Origin of the sequence: Paenibacillus albiflavus, from assembly GCF_004344915.1 — a bacterium.
Lineage (GTDB): Bacteria > Bacillota > Bacilli > Paenibacillales > NBRC-103111 > Paenibacillus_AM > Paenibacillus_AM albiflavus.
Genome location: NZ_SKFG01000004.1, coordinates 18,918 through 39,616, shown reverse-complemented (window position 1 = coordinate 39,616; position 20,699 = coordinate 18,918). Strand labels below are relative to the sequence as shown.

20 protein-coding genes are annotated in these 20,699 nt (G+C 41.2%); 7 read left to right on the top strand and 13 right to left on the bottom strand.

Annotated features, from left to right (window positions below):
* Positions 1 to 59: 59 nt before the first annotated feature.
* The 5 genes from E0485_RS06585 (at position 60) to sleB (ending at position 4,279) form a co-directional block, all read left to right on the top strand.
* The gene (locus E0485_RS06585; RefSeq protein WP_132417195.1) at positions 60 to 809 is read left to right on the top strand and encodes a MerR family transcriptional regulator; all 750 of its coding nucleotides are present in this window, start codon (positions 60 to 62) and stop codon (positions 807 to 809) included.
* A 376-nt stretch (positions 810 to 1,185) separates the two neighbouring features.
* Entirely contained in the window at positions 1,186 to 1,989 is an 804-nt protein-coding gene (locus tag E0485_RS06580) for a transporter substrate-binding domain-containing protein (RefSeq protein WP_132417194.1), read from the top strand.
* A gap of 117 nt (positions 1,990 to 2,106) precedes the next feature.
* Positions 2,107 to 2,766 (top strand): amino acid ABC transporter permease, encoded by a 660-nt coding sequence (locus E0485_RS06575; protein WP_132417193.1) that lies wholly within the window; start codon positions 2,107 to 2,109, stop codon positions 2,764 to 2,766.
* Positions 2,759 to 3,481 carry an amino acid ABC transporter ATP-binding protein gene (locus tag E0485_RS06570; protein WP_132417192.1) on the top strand — a complete coding sequence of 241 codons (723 nt, stop codon included), beginning with the start codon at positions 2,759 to 2,761 and terminating at the stop codon, positions 3,479 to 3,481. The genes E0485_RS06575 and E0485_RS06570 overlap by 8 nt, the downstream gene beginning before the upstream one ends.
* Before the next feature lie 150 nt (positions 3,482 to 3,631).
* The gene (gene sleB / locus E0485_RS06565) at positions 3,632 to 4,279 is read left to right on the top strand and encodes a spore cortex-lytic enzyme (protein ID WP_132417191.1); all 648 of its coding nucleotides are present in this window, start codon (positions 3,632 to 3,634) and stop codon (positions 4,277 to 4,279) included.
* 102 nt (positions 4,280 to 4,381) lie between these two features.
* Here the strand turns inward: sleB and E0485_RS06560 are convergent, their stop codons facing one another.
* The 12 genes from E0485_RS06560 to E0485_RS06505 form a co-directional block, all read right to left on the bottom strand.
* Entirely contained in the window at positions 4,382 to 4,870 is a 489-nt protein-coding gene (locus tag E0485_RS06560) for a cysteine dioxygenase (RefSeq protein ID WP_132417190.1), read from the bottom strand.
* 161 nt (positions 4,871 to 5,031) lie between these two features.
* Positions 5,032 to 5,991 carry a 1,4-dihydroxy-2-naphthoate polyprenyltransferase gene (locus tag E0485_RS06555; protein WP_132417189.1) on the bottom strand — a complete coding sequence of 320 codons (960 nt, stop codon included), beginning with the start codon at positions 5,989 to 5,991 and terminating at the stop codon, positions 5,032 to 5,034.
* Positions 5,992 to 6,167: 176 nt separating this feature from the next.
* Positions 6,168 to 7,748: an FAD-dependent oxidoreductase gene (locus E0485_RS06550; RefSeq protein WP_407944834.1), complete on the bottom strand. Its 1,581-nt coding sequence runs from the start codon at positions 7,746 to 7,748 to the stop codon at positions 6,168 to 6,170.
* Positions 7,749 to 7,794: 46 nt separating this feature from the next.
* On the bottom strand, positions 7,795 to 8,691 hold the full coding sequence (locus tag E0485_RS06545; protein WP_235857466.1) for an ROK family protein: 897 nt from the start codon (positions 8,689 to 8,691) through the stop codon (positions 7,795 to 7,797).
* Between the two features lie 37 nt (positions 8,692 to 8,728).
* Positions 8,729 to 9,559 (bottom strand): MurR/RpiR family transcriptional regulator, encoded by an 831-nt coding sequence (locus E0485_RS06540; RefSeq protein WP_132417187.1) that lies wholly within the window; start codon positions 9,557 to 9,559, stop codon positions 8,729 to 8,731.
* The gene (locus E0485_RS06535) at positions 9,560 to 10,249 is read right to left on the bottom strand and encodes an N-acetylmannosamine-6-phosphate 2-epimerase (RefSeq protein ID WP_132417186.1); all 690 of its coding nucleotides are present in this window, start codon (positions 10,247 to 10,249) and stop codon (positions 9,560 to 9,562) included. It abuts the gene before it with no gap.
* Between the two features lie 94 nt (positions 10,250 to 10,343).
* The gene (locus E0485_RS06530; RefSeq protein WP_132417185.1) at positions 10,344 to 11,882 is read right to left on the bottom strand and encodes a DUF4127 family protein; all 1,539 of its coding nucleotides are present in this window, start codon (positions 11,880 to 11,882) and stop codon (positions 10,344 to 10,346) included.
* A gap of 62 nt (positions 11,883 to 11,944) precedes the next feature.
* Entirely contained in the window at positions 11,945 to 13,624 is a 1,680-nt protein-coding gene (locus E0485_RS06525; RefSeq protein WP_132417184.1) for a protein O-GlcNAcase, read from the bottom strand.
* Positions 13,625 to 13,654: 30 nt separating this feature from the next.
* Positions 13,655 to 14,485, bottom strand: coding sequence for a carbohydrate ABC transporter permease (locus tag E0485_RS06520; RefSeq protein ID WP_407944833.1), 831 nt, complete (start codon positions 14,483 to 14,485; stop codon positions 13,655 to 13,657).
* A gap of 14 nt (positions 14,486 to 14,499) precedes the next feature.
* Positions 14,500 to 15,423 carry a carbohydrate ABC transporter permease gene (locus E0485_RS06515; protein WP_235857448.1) on the bottom strand — a complete coding sequence of 308 codons (924 nt, stop codon included), beginning with the start codon at positions 15,421 to 15,423 and terminating at the stop codon, positions 14,500 to 14,502.
* 67 nt (positions 15,424 to 15,490) lie between these two features.
* Complete coding sequence (locus E0485_RS06510) at positions 15,491 to 16,804, bottom strand: ABC transporter substrate-binding protein (protein ID WP_132417182.1); 1,314 nt, start codon at positions 16,802 to 16,804, stop codon at positions 15,491 to 15,493.
* A 342-nt stretch (positions 16,805 to 17,146) separates the two neighbouring features.
* Positions 17,147 to 17,704, bottom strand: coding sequence for a GNAT family N-acetyltransferase (locus E0485_RS06505; RefSeq protein WP_132417181.1), 558 nt, complete (start codon positions 17,702 to 17,704; stop codon positions 17,147 to 17,149).
* A gap of 96 nt (positions 17,705 to 17,800) precedes the next feature.
* On the opposite strand from E0485_RS06505, the gene pdxR reads away from it, so the two are divergent.
* Positions 17,801 to 19,219, top strand: coding sequence for a MocR-like pyridoxine biosynthesis transcription factor PdxR (gene pdxR / locus E0485_RS06500; RefSeq protein WP_132417180.1), 1,419 nt, complete (start codon positions 17,801 to 17,803; stop codon positions 19,217 to 19,219).
* Between the two features lie 53 nt (positions 19,220 to 19,272).
* Here pdxR and E0485_RS06495 read toward each other — a convergent pair whose 3' ends face one another.
* Positions 19,273 to 19,977 (bottom strand): DNA alkylation repair protein, encoded by a 705-nt coding sequence (locus E0485_RS06495; RefSeq protein WP_132417179.1) that lies wholly within the window; start codon positions 19,975 to 19,977, stop codon positions 19,273 to 19,275.
* Between the two features lie 164 nt (positions 19,978 to 20,141).
* Here E0485_RS06495 and lspA point away from each other — a divergent pair, with 164 nt between their 5' ends.
* Positions 20,142 to 20,627, top strand: coding sequence for a signal peptidase II (gene lspA / locus E0485_RS06490; RefSeq protein ID WP_132417178.1), 486 nt, complete (start codon positions 20,142 to 20,144; stop codon positions 20,625 to 20,627).
* Positions 20,628 to 20,699: the final 72 nt, after the last annotated feature.

The window sequence follows — 20,699 nt, the reverse complement described above, 5'->3', positions numbered from 1 at the left end:
AGGATTGACTCTCACGTTACGTTATAATCTAAAGTAAAGATTGAGAGGGGAGCAACAACATGGCTATGAAAGTAAAAGAAGTTGCCGACTTAGTTGGTATTAGTGTGCGCACACTACATCACTATGATGAAATGGGATTATTAACGCCTGACGAGACGACAGAATCAGGGTATCGCCTGTATTCGCAAGATAATCTCGATACACTGCAGCAAATCTTATTTTTCAAGGAGCTGGGCTTTCCTTTGAAACAAATCAAAGACATTATCAGCAATCCTTCATTCAATCGCCAAGAAGCGCTTGAACTGCATCGTCAAATGCTACTTGATAAAAGGCGTCGTCTGGATCAAATGATTGACACTGTTGATGCAACCATTCAACACCATAAAGGAGAAATTACAATGACCAATAAAGAGAAATTTGCAGGATTTGATTTTAGTCAAAATCCCTATGAAGAAGAGGCTCGTGAACGTTGGGGCAATCAAAAAGTTGAACAATCTCAAGCCAAACTGAAAAATAAATCACAAGAGGAACAAACGAAGATGATGAACGAAATGAATGTAATCTACACAAGACTGGCAGAGCTTCGCCATGGCTCACCTGCATCAGAGGAAGCACAGGCTGCAATTCAAGCATGGTATGACTATTTAAACAACAACTTTAGCAACTACTCTCTAGAGGTGTTTAAGAATTTGGGACAAATGTACGTTGATGACGAACGTTTTACCAAGAACATCGATAAATTTGGCGAGGGCTTGGCCGTATTTATGCGGGATGCCATGAATATCTTTGCTAATCAACAGAATAAATAATGGATTGCAATTAAATACTATACTCGAGCGGACAAGTGCAGTGATGCGCTTGTTTTGCTATTTATGCATTATTGTGTATTTTTATTAATTTTCTAAAAATTTTTAACCCATTCTCTTACAAGAATAGATAAAGTATTTCTTTTGTCGAATAATATCGCTTTATGCATTTAATTATTCAGCATACATGGTTAATATTGGCGATTTTATTAAACCGCTTTCATGTAAAATCATAAATTGTTCAAGTAATTTTCGACATTTTTCACAATTTAGCAGTTTACTCTGCGCATAAATTATTATACAATGATTTGCATACTTATTAGTTGGTTATACACCGTTATTCACGAAAATATACAGAATTTATGGAGGTCTTCTTATTATGACTATCAAATCATTCGGCAAAATTACCTTAACCGCTCTTCTATCTATCGCACTACTTGCTGGCTGTGGCTCCAAAACGGACAAAGGAGCAGATGGAACTGCGACTCCAGCTGCTGATGGCAAAGTAATCACTGTAGCACTGAATGCCACTTATGCACCATTTGAATTCGTCGACACAACCAAGGGAACCAAAGAAATTGTTGGATTGGATATCGATATCATCAACTATATTGCAAAACAGCTGGATGCTTCGGTTAAAATCACGGATATGCCTTTCCCAAGCGTTGTTGCTTCTCTTACAGAGGGACGCGCGGATGTTGCTATTTCAGGTATATCCCCGACTCCAGAGCGCAAGCAGAATGTAGACTTCTCTGACAGCTACTATCAGCCAAGAATCGCAATTATTGCACCTAAGGGTTCAAATTACACCTCTTTTGAACAACTAGAAGGCAAGAAATTAGCGATTGCTTTTGGAACGACTTACGAACAAACAGCTAAGAAAATTAAGGGCGTAACAGTTACTGCGCTGGATGATGTTCCTTCCGTTATCCAAGAAATCAATAATAAACGTGCAGATGCAACCATTCTTGACGATACAACCGCTGCTGAATACTTAGCGAAGAACCCTAAGCTTGAAATCAACCTGCTTCCTGCTGAAAACTCTGAGGATGCATTCGCAATCGCCTTCCCTAAAGGCTCCAAATGGCTTGAACCTGTTAACCAAGAGCTCAAGAAAATGAAAGAGAACGGCGAGCTTAATAAAATCATTGAAAAATGGTTAGGCGCAGAGTTCGTTAAATAAGGCAAGAAGAAACGGTTTCACCGTCCTTATAGACGGATGCGTTTATTATGGTATTACTTAGAATTTATGACACGAATGTTATAAATTCTATAATACAATTAGAGGGAGTTTTACAGCATGGAACTGCATTTTGATCAAATTATCGACAGTCTACCCATACTATTTGATGGGATTTGGGTAACACTCACGTTCACACTGCTGTCAGCCGTCATTGGTTTCATTTGGGGTACGGTGCTCAGTTTAATTCGAATATCAACAATAAAACCATTGGTTTGGTTTGCAATGGCATATACGTCCATATTCCGTGGGACACCACTGCTTGTTCAATTGTTCTTAATTTTTTTTGCAACGCCGCAACTAACAGGCTACAGCATTTCACCATTAGAAGCAGGGGTACTTACCTTCGGTCTTAATTCAGCGGCCTATATTGCTGAAATTATTCGCGGAGGTATCCTCGCAGTAGATAAAGGGCAGCGTGAAGCAGCGGTTTCACTAGGCATCCCCTACCGCAAGATGATGTTCTCAATCATTCTTCCGCAAGCATTCAAGACTATTCTACCTGCACTTGTGAACGAAAGTATCGCCTTAATTAAAGAATCTTCACTCGTTGCAACAATTGGGGTTATGGATATTCTAAGAGGTGCTCAGGTTATTCAGAATGCGACCTTTCTATCATTCGAGCCATACATCATTGCAGCCGCCATCTACTACGTTATTGTCATGATCTTAACTACCTTGGCTCGTCTACTCGAAAGGAGGATGCGTCGCAGTGATTAAAATCGATCATATCTCCAAAAAGTTTGGTAATAATGAGGTTTTAAAGGACATCTCCATGCAGATTAACAAAGGTGATGTTGTTACGATTATCGGTCCGTCCGGCTCAGGTAAGTCCACTTTATTGCGTTGCATGAATTTACTCGAAACCCCTACGTGCGGCGCCATTTACATCAATGGCGTGGACATTACGGACAAGAAAACAAACATCATGGCTGTTCGCCAGAATATCGGGATGGTGTTCCAGCATTTTAACTTGTTCCCGCATATGACCGTGCTAGGAAACATGACGTATGCGCCTATCCATGTCAAAGGGATATCCAAAGCGGAAGCAGAGGCCAAAGCATTGGAACTACTGGACCGTGTCGGCCTTAAAGAGAAGGCAGATCAGTATCCATCAAGACTGTCTGGCGGCCAGAAGCAGCGTGTAGCTATTGCTCGCTCACTAGCGATGGAGCCTGAGATTATGCTATTCGATGAACCTACCTCGGCCCTTGACCCTGAAATGGTCAAAGAGGTATTACAAGTTATCAAGGATCTTGCCCATACAGGCATTACGATGGCGCTCGTCACCCATGAAATGGGCTTTGCACGAGAAGTAGCCGATCGCATCTGTTTCATCGATGGCGGTAAACTCATTGAAGAAACAGGACCAGCTGAGTTTTTCCAGAAGCCAAAGACTGAACGCGCTCAAGCATTTTTGGATAAAATTATTTAAAATAAACACGCTGATCCATTAATAGGATCAGCGTGTTTTTTCTTGCGACTCTCATCTCACAGTATTTTTTCCCATTTAATTTCCAAAAACCGTGCATTGTAACGATAGATAATGACCTTTATAATGGCAAGGGAAAGGAGGAGATACAAAATGAGGAAATTTCTACTACCTTTTCTAATTGCCATAATTACCATGACAGGTGTCATGTCTGCCTCAATGGCATTTGCAGCACCTGCCCCTACAATCCAATATGGAAGCAATAGCGGTGACGTATGGGATATACAGTTTCGTTTACAAATACTAGGCTACTATAAGCAGTCTTCAGATGGTATCTTCGGGTACAATACAGAGCAAGCCGTACGTAAATTCCAACGTGACTATGGATTGAGTGTAGATGGAATTGCTGGTTCAAAGACGTGGAATGCTTTAAAAAAGGTATCGGTCAATGCCGATGAACTAACTATGCTAGCACATGTCGTGCATAGCGAAGCAAGAGGTGAGCCTTATACTGGTAAAGTTGCGGTCGCTGCTGTTGTAATGAATCGCTTGCAATCTCCGCAATTCCCGAATTCTATTGCTGAGGTGATTTTTCAGCCGAGAGCATTTACAGCGGTTGACGATGGACAATACTGGCTCACGCCCGATAAATCCGCCTACGCTGCGGCATGGGATGCCGTAAGCGGCTGGGACCCAACTGGCGACGCGCTCTACTATTTCAACCCGGATACCGCTACTTCTTCATGGATCTGGTCAAGACAACAGACAGGCAAGATCGGTAAACACATCTTTGCCATTTAAGTTTTACTATAATTTGAAAATATGCTCCCCATACGGCAGATAAGGTAAAAAAAACTGTTACCGTGAGGGGAGCATTTTTATAAGTATCCACCGAGCTTAAGGCTATGTGGTCAAGACAGCTTTACTAGCCGGCTTATACGTCCTAGCTCCATGAATACTTGGGGAATAGACGTGAAAACTTATTGCTCTTTCTAAATTCAGGTTTGACATTTTGTGTACCTGGTACTTAGTTGCGTAGAAGAAATCATTCCTATTTACAAGACACCTGGAGACTTCTCTTGGGAGATGTTGATCGTCTAAGCGATATATCGTATTCATTAAATTGCCTTCCAATACTAAAGCACAGCCAACAGAATCGCCGTGATCATGAATAAAAGTTTCCGTATAAGCAGGTAAATGAATAATTGCTGCTTGAATATGATCGGTGACCCAAATGATATTTCTACCGTAAGGTAATTCGTTTGGTTCCGTTAGGTGAGTTGAAATAAAATCATCCGTAAAGTCAATGGTTTCTATTGCACTTTTTAATTCTTGGATAGTGGGATTTTCAATCCCATTAAGAGCTCTCATGAAATCTTCAAGTTCCTTCACATAGATCCTCCTCGGCTATATCGAGATTGATATTTAGCGCCGCTTAAAGTACAACTAGCACTGATATAGTTTATGGCCTATATCATCTTAGAGTGACAGCATGCTTACCGAAACCTGACGAATTTCAGTTGCCCTAGTGTCTTGATCATTTATGTGAAATTTTAAGCAAACAGATTGAATGCTGCCGCTAAGCCGATGACAAGTATCCGTGAACAGTTCATGAGAATGAAATTTTTGACCGCATAATGGAAAGTATGCTGCTTACTTGGATTGCTTATGAATCTATTCAGATTCCGTTGTACAGGAAACAGCGTTAGGGCAATCAGGAGCATAAGCAGCGGATGAATGCCAATCAGTAAGAGAAATATAACATCGATATACGACAAGTAGTAAATGTACCGAAACAGCTTCAACGAAGCATTCTTGCCAATATAGACAGGGAGAGTGTATCGCTTGTTCTCGATATCATCTTCTATATCGCAGGTGTTGTTGGCCAGCATAATATTCGCAATCCCCAAGATCGCAGGAATCGAAATAAACAGCACAAGCAATATCTCCAGTATGTTCATATCGAGCATGATCCTATAGCCGCCATCCCACAATAGAGCGACTAGCTGTTCATTCGGCACCTCAACATACACCGCGATAAACATAATGACGAAGCCCATAAACAGCCCCGAGAACAATTCACCAAGCGGCATTCTGGAAATCGGAATCGGCCCAAAGGAATACAAGATCCCGATCATAAACGACAATCCACCTAACAATAGAGTGATCAGGCTTGTCTGAAGGAATAGAATGAAGCCTGCTACAACAGCAATGCCAATCAGCGTACCAATCCATGTTAAGACGGTACGCTCCTTAAGATTAAATTGAACGATTGCATTATGTACTTCATACCCATATCCCTGTGTTTTTACTGCTTTGCGATAATCCATATAATTATTGATCGCCGTCGTCGCCATATCAAAGCTGAGCAGCGAAATAAGCATCAATAAGAAGTGCCAAGGCTGAAAGACTTGAAATCGATAAATTGCATAAATCGTCCCCATAGCAAAAGGGATCACACTTGCCACTTTGGTTCTAATTTCTACTAGTTGCATAAAACTTTGAAAAGTCACTTTAACTCCCCTATCCTACTCGTATCTAAATTTATTATGCCCATCAGAATCGTATCATGATATTGATGGTTATAAAATAGGTCAAAGTAAAGTAAAACACGCACCTCCGTAACAGGAGATGCGTGTTTATGGGAATCATTAATATTGGAATCTAGCACCAAGCATTGTCATTGGATTTACATTTCCATGTCATCTGGCCAATGAATCTCAACACCTTGCTGCTCGATCAGCTTCTGGAATGACTTTAAATGTCCTTCCTGTGCGCGAACATCATGCGGTGTAATCCCGTTTTTAATAGCATAAGCAGCCAAATAACCTGCAGATTCACCGATATTCCACTCTGTTGGATGCAAGCGATAGCAGCCATTCGTGATTTGCGTTGTACCGATATTTTTACACCCTGGAATAAGATTCTTCACTCGAATTGGCAGAAGTGAGCCCAAAGGAATTTCATATGGATAATTTGGAATATAGAAGCTTCGTTCAGATACAGTTGTTGCATGCAAATCTAGGTGATAGCTGCCTACCCCAACACTATCTTCATAACGGCAGATGCCCGCCTCCGCTCGAATCTCTTTACTTACGTCTTTTTCTGCAATGGTATATACCGCTTTAATCCGTCTGGACTCACGAATATACGGAGACTTTGCTAAGCCATCCTCCGTGCCCATTACATCTTTACGTAATCGCAAACCTGGATAACCTTTGCCCCCGTCAGGACGAGGAGTCTCGGTCTGTAGCCAATATACAAGAGATAAGCTGAGCTGACGAGCTCCCTCTAGGTGTTTTTGACGCTCTTCTTCAGATACACCGTAAATAATCCCACGATTATAATCGTTCTGAGCCCAATTGATAAGTGAAATATCGCTTGCATACAATCCGTCTTCAAATAAAGCAGGATCAATAATGCGACGATAAGTCCATAACGACATCAACCCGCGTTCGTCTGGAAATAGGCAAAATTCCTTGAGTTTATCCATATTATCCGCGTCGTTGGAAAACCAACTGAATAAAGGAAGCTTTGTATTATTCGGTACATGCTGACGCCAGAAGTCGTACTGCTCAGGTTTTGGAATCGTAAAATCCCCATCAGGAACATAATCTAGTGCAAAAACATGCGTAAAGCCTTGCATATCATAAGGGTCTGCCACATCTAAAGCATGCGGTTCTCCCGTCTCATCTTTAGATTCCGCTCCCATGACATGCTCCACACCTGCAAGTGGTAATATGTCACCACATTCGGTTGCATCAATATAATAAGTACCAGTCAACGTATGGGTCTCGCTGGACGCACAGTCTTGGACCGTAACAGACTTAACGTAATCTCCCTCTGTTTCTGCACCGATAGCACGTACGTTATACATAACCGTAATGCGCCCGCTATTCAGATAAGGGGCAAGCATATCTTCAATTACGCGTAAAGCGACCTTAGGCTCATGGCATAGACGACTTACCCATCCATTTCCTGGATTGAGGATCGGATCCTTTGCTGCCTGTTCCTTCATTGGATAATTCGTTTGATAATAGGCGCGAACGCGATCTCGAAATTCACGATACGTAGCTGTGCAGCCAAAGCTTTCAATCCAACGATGCTCGTCAGGAGGAACAGCTTGCGTTGTCAATTGACCGCCAAGCCAATCCGTTTCTTCGGTCATCACCACATTGTATCCCGTCTTCGCTACTGCTAAAGCAGCCATACATCCGCCTAGTCCGCCACCGAGAACGATAACATCAGCTGTTTGTTTACTACTCATCATGTAGTCCCCTTTATAATGAAGTTCGATTGGTTGTCCTAGCTTTGGTCTATGACCTGCGCTCCATCATTTGGAGTGCTAACTTAGCTGAGCCAATGGCTCCTGCATGATTGCCAAGCAAAGCAGGACGCACATCAATTTGCGGGCTCATTTGATGTAACTTTATTAGCAGTTCATCCCACCAAAGCTGCTTCGCATCGATTAAGCCACCGCCAATTACAATGGTTTGCGGATTTATACCAATATGCAGGTTATGAAGCACTAACGACAAATGATGAATAAATTTAGCCATTACCTTCATGATCGCTGGAACTCTTAGTTTATAATCTTTTAGAACCTCTTGTCCTGTGGAATAGGTTTGTCCTGATTCTTCTGATGCCAGACGTACTAACGCACTCCCAGATAAATACTGCTCGATACATCCCTGAAGTCCACAATTGCATGGGTGACCATCTGGAATAAGCACAACATGTCCCCATTCCCCACCATTCCAATGCGCACCTCGTACAAGCTCGTCCTTAATCATGTTTGCTCCGCCTACACCAGTTCCAAGAGTAAGCATAACGATATTGCTTACTCCCTGCCCTGCACCCTGCCATTGCTCTCCTAGCAATGCGGTGTTCGCATCGTTATCAACAGCAACAGGTAGCTGAAAAGCTTTTTCGAACCATTCTTTAATATGAAAACCCATCCATCCTGGTAAATTATCGGTTGCATAAACGATCTGCCCTGTATCCGCATTTACTCTCCCTGCCGTACCAATACCAATCGCTTGCACATCTGGGTGGTCCGCCAGCAAGAAATGTATAGCTTCATCGACCTTGTTCACAATATGCGTTTTGCCCTGTGAAGCATCCGTTGCTACGCGAGTTTGATCAAGTACTATACCATCCTGATTCGCGACGATCGCTTTAATGGAGGTGCCGCCGATGTCAATTCCTATCACTTTCAAGAAATTCACACACCCTTCCAACTGTTTCTAATTAATAGCTACGGTCTATAACCGCACGAGCAGTCCGCTCTTTCATTATCTTCGATTGATTAGAATCTTTGAGCGATAATCCTTCACATATTAAATCGAGCACAAACAATTGGGATATTTTCGCAGTAATCGAACCACCTTCAAGCGGCGATTCCTTCCCTGCAGTCAATAATACGATATCAGCAATACTTGTAATCGGTGATTTCGCATAGTTAGTTATGGCAATTACCTTTGCACCATTCTTCTTCGCTTTTGCTAGAATATCATTGGTATCCAGTGTACTGCCTGAAACGGAGAACCCGATTGCGACATCCCCTTCCTCGAGCAATACCGCAGACATCGCCTGTATGTGACTATCCGCAGTCGCCTCCGAGCGACGACCTATTCTCAAAAAACGATTTTTGGCGTCAAGTGCCGTAATCCCAGAGGAGCCTACACCAAAGAATTGAACATGACGTGCATTATCAATTAAATCTATAGCTTCTTGCAGTTTCTGCTTGTTTAATAGACTCAAACTGACTTGTAATACTTGAATGACGCCATTAAAAATATCTTGGGTAAAATCCGCTGGATTTCCTTCTTGTATATTCGTTTCGAGCTTCTTATAGGTTTGATTTTGTGCAAGAGCCAGTTTAAATTCTTGATATCCTTTAAAACCAATCTTACGGCAAAAGCGGATGACCGTCGTTTCTCCAACCTGAGAATATTCAGCAAGCTCTGTAACTGAATAATAGATAACTTCATCCGTATGATCTAGCACCTGTCGTGCAACCTTCTGCTCGGATTTCGTTAATGAAGGATATAAACTATTAATCTGAGCTCTTAAATCCATCTAACCCAACGCCTTTCTAATATCGTTAACATACCTCTCAGTTATGAGCTGCGGTCTTGTAATAGCTGAACCGACAACCACTGCATATGCTCCTAAATTAAGCATTTGTATGGCTTCCGATGGCATAAAAATTTTGCCCTCAGCAATTACAGGTATATTCAATTTAGCCACAGTATCCTTCAATAATTGAAAATCTGGTCCCGACTGTTGAGGTGAATATGGCGTATAGCCAGATAGCGTTGTCGACACACAATCTATGCCGATAGACTCTGCATAAATTGCTTCTTCCAATGTCGAAATATCCGCCATTATTTTTTGTCCATGCTGTTTCATATATTCTACAATTTCTTCTAATGTTTCATTATTTGGCCGCTTTCTTCGCGTACAGTCTAATGCGATTATATCGACTCCGACATCCATTAGTTCTTTCACTTCGCGCAGCGTAGGTGTTATGAAAATCTCACTATCTTCATAATCTCGTTTAATTAAACCGATAATCGGCAAACTTGTCACTTTCTTAATCGCTGCAATATCTATTACCGAGTTTGCCCGAATACAGACGGCCCCACCCATCTCTGCAGCTGTGGCCATCTTCGCCATTATATCAGCACCAAATAGTGGTTCATGCTCTAATGCTTGACAAGAAACAATTAATCCCTTGTTTATTTTATTTATTACTGAATCATTCATTTAGCCCACCCCCGATGCCACCGATAATCTTCTATTACACACAATATATTCCTTCTATACCACTAGTTAAATATACCATATAAACCCAATTTGGCTATAGAGTCTTTGATTTGACAAGATGCGTACGCAATCCTACTTCAAACATTCTGCTCCATGGCATATAGCAATCATCGATAACGACACGATATTGATCATCGTTGATATGTTGCTCAATAAATTGCGTTAATTGTTCGCATACCATTTGTGACACTTGTCCACGTTGTCCGTCCACAAGGAAATAACTCAATTGAATTTCAGGCAGCTTATGTTCAGCAATATATTTGCGAACCCGAGAGCAATAACCCGCATCCTCCGTATAACGAAGAGATAAGAAGTTCAGATGCTGCTCTGTTTCTCCATAAATATCGTAGATCATCCCTTGTGCAATACATGTCCCAAGCGTATTTGAACTGGTGTTCCATCCTGCATATCCAGCCAATTGGAACAATAACTGCTTCTCACGAAGTATACGAACCAAATTTAAATCCGCACCATTCGCGAAGGCAATATCAGCTACAACGCAAGGTTTCTTTAAATGACGAATGACATAATCCGCCATTTCAGCAAACTCAACAAGATTGCGGAATACATTATATCCTACATTAGCTTGCTGCTGCGAATTCGCCTCCATCATGGTATCACCAGGCGTATTCACAAGTAGAACGACATCCGCCTCTTGCATCGAAGAACTAAGCAATCCTCCTGCGGCAATGATTTGATACTTTAAACTTTCATAAAGCATTCGATCTTCGTATAAAGGTGTAATAAATGGACCCTGTATACTCGAAAAATGCGGATATATTAAGGGTTTGCGCCCTTTAAATGCATTAATCATTCTTGCCATGAGCGTGCAACCAACTTCATCAGCACCTGGATACATGTAAACGTTTAGTTCAACACCTAATTCATGTACATATTCACGTACTTTCTGTTGGTCGATAGCGGTTAATCCGAAAGGAGCAGAATCATCCTGCGGCACAATCATAAAATCAATTGTTTTATCTTTCACATACTTAATGATCTTTTTATTAACTTCAATATTGACAGCACGTCTTGATAAATAGTCTTCAAGATATTCTTGTGGGATAATCGCGTCGATTTGTTCCTTCTTCAAACGCTCTTCCTCTGTAGCGATCCCAAGTTCCATTCGATGTCCAATGTAACCCTGCTGGAAAATTTCGGTTCCATAATCACCATAGTAATCAGGCTCCTCATCGCTGCTAGAGTAGCGCGGACATCTCATAATTAAACTGAAGGCATAAATCTGAAGTGCAGGGTTTGCTTCTTTTAATTGAACTAATTGTTGAAGCTGTGTCTCACAGTCTTCAATGCTTAATTGATGCAACCGAGAAGGAATGATTCCCCCATATAGCAGTGTATCTAAAGACAATATAGCCCCATCAGCTTCTCTTGCATGCTCTTTCACCCAGGCCCATAATTGCTCGGTATTCCCTGGCTTCTTTTTGAGTCCCATCATTTCGAGTGGGGGGGAAATGACTTCGACGTCCGTTCCTTCTGCTAATGCAGCCGGAAAATAGTAGTTGCATGGACGCTCATCTAGTGGAATAAACAGTATTTTTTTGAATGGTTTCACTACGTTTTCTCTCCGATCCCATAGTAGTTACTTGCTTGATAGCTGCCTTTATAGAGTCATGATTATATGAGCTTTGTACTGATCTCCTGCTGCTTAGCATAGCCCCAGCTAGAAGCAACTCTCATTGCCACATCACTGCCAATCCGCACAGAACAAGCTGTACATTTATCTACCCATTCTTGTACGACTCGCTGCTTTTCTGGTGTCGATTCCAATTCACATTCAGAGATTGCATTCCATAACTGACTATCCATTGCCACTCGTTTTAACCATGGCTGTGCTTCTGCATGGAATTTCTCATTTTTCATTGTGGCTAAATCACTTAGCACTAAGCCCCACTGTTTGTAATGCGAATCGATAACCTCTTTATCGCGATCCTTAATCGCTTGCTCTAAACGTTCATCTTGTCCAAACCACAATCGCCGATTCTCGTTGTTCTGACAGAAGAACGTCATCGATTCAACATGGTTAGGTGCAAATTCCTCAATTGCCAATTGCCAAGAGTATTCCGAAAGGTATCGTTCACTATTCCACATATAATGCGATAATGTCACAACACTTATCTTGGATAACTCCCATTGATTCATCGGATTGCTGACAAAGCCAATATGACCGTGTTGATTTAACTGGGAATAACGATTACGTACCGGACTCATGAAAATTCGATCTTTATCGGCATCATTTACAGGCACATTATCCCAAAGAATAAAATCATGTCCGTAATACGCTCGATTATCTTTCGCATGCTTCTGGTCAATCGTTGGAGCAAAAACGAAATATCCTGTCCAAAATACAAGTACTTCTGGATCCATCATTTCACGAATATCTTTTTTATACTCCGTATCCCAGTAAGACCAATATTCTGAAGGACACATGACTAGATTGTATTGATGCAATTCTTGCTTGAGATAACGATTAATCTCATTGACCAAATACGAATGCGCAGCACCTGGTCGCTCTAGAAAATTCTTGTTTTCTTCTTTTAACACATAATCAATATCATCCATGAGAATAGCAAAATTCCGTACACCAATCTCCATCATGGCCTTTAACTTTTGCTGAATTAACTCAAAATCCGCTGTAGACGTAAATTTCATATCATTGCCTGGACTAATACAATAATAGAAATCCACGTTGTGTTGATCACAATGTTTTTTAAGCTGTTTAATTCGATCAAATTCTTCAGCAGGATAAGGTTCGCGCCATAGCTCGCGATGATATTTATCATCCTTCGGTGCATACATATAAGTGTTCATCCGATGTCTGCTCATAAAATGAATGGAATCCATTCGATCTTCAAAACTCCAAGGAACACCATAGAATCCTTCAATAATCCCACGAATTGCAAAAGAAGGTTCATCATGAATTGTAGCTTTCGGAAGACGAATTCCGCCTGCAACTGGTTCAATTAGCAATCCCAAAGCATCTACAGCATATTGAATGCCCCGTTTATTTCTTGCTGTAATCACGATTTTATCCTGATCAATCTTTAGGATATATCCATCGTTCTTTAAATCTGAGCTATATTCGAATTCCATCTTCACATTGCCCAAATTGTAATCCTGCTCAACAAACTCCCGATACATGCTCTTAATCTCGATAGATGGCGAATCGATGATTCCCTCAAATTCTTGATTCATCGCATAGCGTGAACTAAGCTCGCATACCAGTTTCGATCCTTCCCATTGTACGTACTCACCCAGATGATACATATCTCGGAAGTAATAATGGACGTCTTTCATTCAATACCCCTCCTGTGCTTCTGGTTGCTATTAACCTTTTACTGCGCCTGAAATGCCTTCCATGTAATACTTTTGTGTGAACAGGAAAACAACGATGATTGGAATAACGGAAATAATCGTGCCTGCTGAGATCCATCCAAAATTGTATGCAAATTGTCCATTCAAGAAGCTTAGTGCCGAAGCAATAGGATACTTACCCGTATCGTTAAGAACAATCATAGGCCACAGGAAGCTATTCCACATTGCCTGGAATTCCAGCAAGCTGATCACCGCAACTGCTGGCTTAACAACTGGAAGCATAAGCTGACCCCAAATACGAACTTCGCCTGCACCGTCAATTTTACCCGAATCTCTTAATTCCATAGGAACCGTCATGAAAGACTGCCTCATAAGGAAGACATTAAATACAGTAACTGCTGAAGGTAGTATAACGGCTAAATAGCTCCCCATCACACCAAGTGCTTTGACCGTCAGATAGTTAACAACCATACCCGCTGCTGCAGGGATAACCATAGTCGCAACTAGCAGCATAAATACGAGATCTCTTCCCTTGAATCGAAATACAGCTAATGGGTAAGCGGTCAAACAAGAGAATACGACATTCAGTACTACGCCTGCTCCCGCAATCCAAATGGTGTTCATAATATACTTAGGAAAATCCATGTAGTTCCACACCTGAGCATAGTTACCAAAATCTATAAATGTCGGAAAAATGGCTGGCGGAAACGTAAATACATTTTTACCTGGCATAAGTGATACGCTCAATAACCAAAGGAACGGCCCCATCATTAAAATGGCAAATAATATTAAAAAGAAGTAAATAACTATCGACTTTAATAGCTTAATCGTTGTTTTTTTCATACGATTCATCCATTTTAATATGGATTGACACCACCCTTCTTATTGAAACGGAAGATGACTACGCTTAAAATCGCAATAAGTATACTCACGATCAAACCGAGCGCTGAAGAATACCCAAAATCAAACTTCTTAAATCCTTGCTCATAAATATATAAACTGGAAGTTAATGTAGCTGTGCCAGGGCCTCCAGATGTTAACACAAACACTTCATCAAAGACACGAATTGCGGCCATAAGTGAAATTAATGAACAGAAGAAAACATAAGGTTTTAAGAGTGGGATCGTTACCTTGCGCATGACTTGGAATTTCGTTGCTCCATCAATCATGGCCGCTTCCTGTAAATCTTTTGGAACAGACTGTAATCCAGCCAAATAGATCATCATATAGTAGCCGACACCCTTCCATAAGGTGACGAACATGACGGAAATTAGTGCAGTCTTATCATTGGTTAACCATCCAATTTTATCATCAATAAGACCTAAACTTATTAAGATATAGTTCACTACCCCGTTATTGCTCAAAAGAAAACTCCAAACAATCGATACGGCAACCATGGAGGTGACAACGGGAATATAGTACGCTGTACGAAAGAACTTAATCCCTTTCACACTGCTGTTTACTAGAATCGCCATTAATATGGATATGATCTGAATAAATGGAACGATTGCAATATAAACAAATGAATGCCATAGAGAAATCATGAAATTATCATCGTTCCAAGCACGAACAAAATTATCGAAACCGATAAAATGCGTTTTATCAATAACGGAGTAATCCGTAAATGCGAGCGGTATACTATAAATAATCGGCCAAAAGACAAAAAGCGCTAAAAAGATAAGACCTGGCGTCATAAATGCCCAGCCGACAAATCCCTCTGATTTCTTAAGCCTATTGAATTTCGCATGTATGGATTGTTTCTTTATCATCTTATTGTCCAATGATTACACACCACCTTTAGAAAGGACAAGGCAGGAACCCAAATCCTGCCTAATCCTCATCATTCTATTATTTATTCTTTTGCAGAATATCGTTTACTTCTTTCTCAGCAGTTGTTAACTCTTTTTTGATATCTGATCCATTTAAATAAACGTTTTGTAATTTTTTGCCAATTGCACTACGGATATCACCAGCATTCTTAACACCTAGTAGGAAATCACTTGCTTTTTCCAAACTTTTTGCAGAAGCAATTTTAGCCTTAGCTTCTAATGTACCGTCATCATTTGTGAAGAAAGCATCTTTTACTGAATCTTTAGTAGAAGGAAGTGTGTTAGCTGCTTTTGAGAAATCAAGTTGGTTCGCTGCATTCGTTACGAATAAAGCAAATTCAACTGCTTCATCTTTGTGCTTTGTTGCCGATGGTACAGCAATGTTCATCGTTGAGGAGAAACGCACATCCCCTTTACCAACAGGCGCTGGTACGGCAACGGTTTTCTTATAAATATCCTCTGATGTTGTTTTTAGACGGTTAATAAATGAAGAGTTCGAAATGGTCATACCAACTTGCTCACTCACATAATACTGAACTTGCTTATCGTAGTTCGCATCTTCCTTCGGAATCGCCCCGGAATTGATAAGATCTACATAGCTTGCTACGATTTGTTCTGCTTCTGGCGTATTGAATGCAGCCTTTGAATTATCCTCTGACAAGAGTGGAACGCCTTCTGCCACAAATATCGTAGCGTCAGTACGGATTGTGTAACCTGCCACATTTGCTTTTTCTTTCATCTGCTTTGCCCATGCATGCAGCTCATCATTCGTCTTAGGAGGATTATTAATATCTAATCCAGCCTTTTCTACTACATCTTTATTTAGGAAAAGTACAGGAAGACCTGTGTACCAAGGCAATGCAAAGCCTTTGCCATTAACTACAGTAGAGTTGTAGATTCCATCAAAATATAAACCCTTCTGTTCTGCTGTTAATTCTGCATTAAAATCAACTAGTGCATTTTTGGATCCCATCTGGTTTGCAAGCTCAGTATTCAAGTTAACTACAGCTGGCGCTTGGTCACTCGCGATACTAGTTAACAACTTATTTTGAATAGCATCGTACGGGAAATCCTTCCAATCAATTTTCACATTTGGATGTTCTGTCTCATAAGCCGCAATCAACTTATTGAAATAGTCATTAAATGTCGGTTGAAGCGAGATTGTCCAGAACTCCAATTTGACATCTTCCTTCGGCTTATCAGTTGCTGCTGGAGCTGGAGTAGCGCTGCCCCCTTCTGAAGTTGTCTTGGAACTACCACAGCCTGCCAACAAGCTCATAGCCATTACAGAAACGAGAAGCAGGGAGGTTGCTTTTTTAAATTTAGTTTTCATTCGTGAACACCCTTTCGTCATCGATTATTTGTGCGATTTGTAATGAGTAACTTGCTGTTCCCATAACCCCCTAATATTTTTTGAGAACCCTTACAAAGGTAGCTTTCCAGTATCTTCGAAAACCCCTTTGATAGATTCAGTATAACACAAAAGAAAATTTATTCCACCATTTTTTAAAAAAAGGAGGATAGCTCCAACATTGTATTTACCTATTTAGATTCTCTTATTATTCGATGCTCGTGATAGACAACAAAAACAGCAACCTGAAATCCAGATTGCCGTTTTTCCTCATGTATATTAACTGAATCAATACCTACATACTCTAAGATTCTTGTATTATACTTATTTCTGAATATACCTCTCTCTGTACTCATGTTCCAACATGCTCATCAGAATCGTATCATGATATTCATGATTATAGAACAGCGTATGACGACGCACGCCTTCCCGCACAAATCCAAGCTTCTCATAAACATGAATTGCACGCGGATTATAAGTAAACACCTCTAAATCAATTCGATGCAAATTCTGCACGCCAAATCCATAATCCAGCATGAGAAGCAGTGCTTCTTGCCCATACCCCTTGCCTTGATGCTCCGCTAGATCAATTGCTATCCGAATATTCGCATTTCGATTTACGCGATCTATATCCGTAAACGCAACTTCGCCAATCACTTTATCGGAATCCTGCAAGGCAATCAGCAACAGAACGCCTGACGAATCTTGCCATTTATCCTCTATGTAGCGAGCAAGTTGCTCCTTTGTAAAAAAAGGTTGCGTACCCGTTAATCTTTTGGTCTCTGGATTAGCCAGCAATTGATAATAGAGCTCAAGATCCTCTCCATTAAGCGAACGCAAATAAACTCGGCTTCCTTCTAAACATTTAACCTGTGTCTGCATATATATACCCCTTTCTATTTCTATCGTATAGAATAACTGTATACTATTAAATAGACAGATTCTTATTTTTCTAAAGGACAGTTGGAGGTATGCTCGTTGTTAATCGTTCCTAAATTAGATGAACATAGCGAAGATCCTTATTATGTACAAATCCTCGAGTTTATTAAAAAAGAAATCATTTCGGGTATGATCCCGTCTCATACACGTCTTACATCCATTCGCAAGTTAGCCGATCAATTGAATATTAGCGCTACGCCTGTAGAGCTAGCTTATCAGCAGCTGCTTTCGGAAGGGTTTATTGAAAGCAAACCGAAGGTAGGCTATTTTGTTACTTCCATACATACGAATCCAATAGCCCCCCAGCCAATTTTACACCAGTCCGATGAACCCCTGCCGATTACGTCAAGAGATCCGAGGGAATATGAGTATGATTTTCATTTATCCAAGAACGATTTTACGAAATTTCCATATCGCACATGGAAGCGATTATTTGCAAGCAATCTCATGAACTCCGCTGCTCTGCCTTACGGCAACCCACAAGGCGAGGAAGGATTAAGGCAAGTGCTTACCAGCTACTTGCATCAGTATCGTGGAGTGAACTGCTCGCCAGAACAAATCGTCATTGGAGCCGATCAATATATACTAGCTTCTCTCTTAAGCTTGATCTTGCATGACGCCAGCCGTTCCAACCGCATTGCCATCGAAGATCCTGGCTATCATCTATTGCCTGCTACCTTTCGCAAGCACGGGTATGAGGTGATCCCTGTAGCACTTGAGGCGGACGGCCTAAGCTTAGAAGAATTGTATAAGAGCCAAGCAAATGTGGTTTACACATCACCTTCACATCAATTCCCAAGAGGCATGATTATGCCCATTTCACGGCGTCTTCAATTAATTGAATGGGCCAAGAATAATTCAGCCTACATTATTGAGGATGACTACGATGGCGAATTTCGATATCATGGCAAACCAATTCCTTCAATGCAAGGCTTAGTGGATAATAGCCCCGTCATCTATTTAAGCGGCTTCTCTCAGCTCCTAGCTCCTGCCTTCTGCATTCATTATATGGTATTGCCCGAACAGCTTATGCCCAAGTATCATGAGCTCCGAACTGAACTCTATTTGGAACATACTGCTGCGAGATGGAATCAAATTACTCTGCAACAGTTTATCGAGCGAGGCTTTCTTGAAACTCACCTTCGCAAAATGCGCCAGCTTTATCGCCGCAAGCATGATCTCATGATTGGGGCCATCCACAAGTATTTTGAGAATAAAGCTGCGATAACAGGCACGGATGCGGGGTTTCATGTCATTTTAACGATAGATCATGCTTTAACAGAAGCTGAACTTGTAGCAAAAGCTAGGGATGCTGGAATTATGATTGCTCCCATGTCTTTTACATGGTGGGACAAGTCACAGCCTAAAGCGCTTGAATTTATGATTGGATTCGGTGGCATTCCAGAGGATCGAATCGATGAAGGCATTCGATTATTACATAAGGTATGGTACTCCTAGCAAGAAGAAAGGCTGGCCTATTCCCCTAACATGTTTAGGTCAACCCATTACCGCTAGCAAATGCACGTTTTGCGCTTACGGCCTGCTCCGCGCTCCTCTACCTTAGCGATATATTCGGCAGCGAGCGGAACCTTACAGGCTGTTTGTCCCACATCAACATGCACCTTGCCAATTTTGGTAGCGACTCGTTTAGCTTCTTCCTTCAACTCTGCAACGTAGGCACCTACCGAAATAACGAAAGCATTCATCGTATATCGCACACGATTACGCTCCTGATGAATAGTTGACTCAATTTGGTGAAGTAAATCAGTAATTTCCTTTAGATCTAGCTGATCATCTGGCGTTATGGATACGTAATTCGCGTATGTACTCCAACCACAGGTCGCGGTCATTTCCTTGTCGGATTGCATCCACTCTCTTGCAAGCTCAAGCGCAAATGGACTCTCAGCCGCGACTCCCGCCACGGTAAATTCAGCTGGACTGTACCAATTAGCCCGTTTAATCCAAGCTTGCAAAGTAGCCTTCTTCATTGTCTTTGGATTCACCGATAAACCAGCCAAATACATGGCATCATAGTTACCTGTCTCATACAAGGCCAAAGCTAACTCCTGATCCTTCTTCACATACTTCACGAGCTTCTTCAAATCACCAACTTTGACACCAAAGAGAGGCTCCTTGGCACCGTGACGGATAAATGTTTTTTTCGTCTGTTCGGTTCCGAGCTCTTCTAGCTGCGTCATCACTTCATTCAACTGCATTACGAACACCTCTTTCTATACCATCCATGTTGTAGTTAGTTCTCTATTCACCCTAATATTTCCTTTGCAATTATCATCATGTGCCGCTTTATGCTACAATAACATTAGCATTTATAATTCGTGTTCATTATGGTTTATCTATATAAGGAGGAGACCTCATTCTCGTGTATTATTATCTCATCGCTCTACTTGTATTTGCTATCGACCAAGCTTCCAAATGGATGATTGTCAAGTATATGGAAATTGGACAAGGAATCAGTGTCATCGGTAACTTCTTTACTTTAACATCGATTCGCAATAAAGGCGCTGCCTTCTCTATGCTGGAAGGAAAACGCTGGCTCTTAATTACGATTTCGATCGTAGCTTTCGTCGTCATTTCCTATATGCTGAACAAGTTTAAATCATCAAGCAGCAAAATGATGCCCATCGCCTTAAGCCTCATACTCGGCGGGGCTGTTGGTAATTTTCTAGATCGTGCGGTATTCGGGGAAGTGGTCGATTTTCTTCAATTTCATTTTGAAGCGATCAACTATACATTTGCGATCTTTAATCTAGCGGACGTTGCCATTAGCTGCGGTGCAATCCTGATCATCCTGGATTCCCTTATTACATGGCGTAAGGAAAAGAAAGAAGCTGCACAAAGTAATTAATAAGAGTCGGAATCCATAGATCGACGTTATAGAGGCTTTTCCTTGTAGAATCATCTACATAAGGAGAAGCCC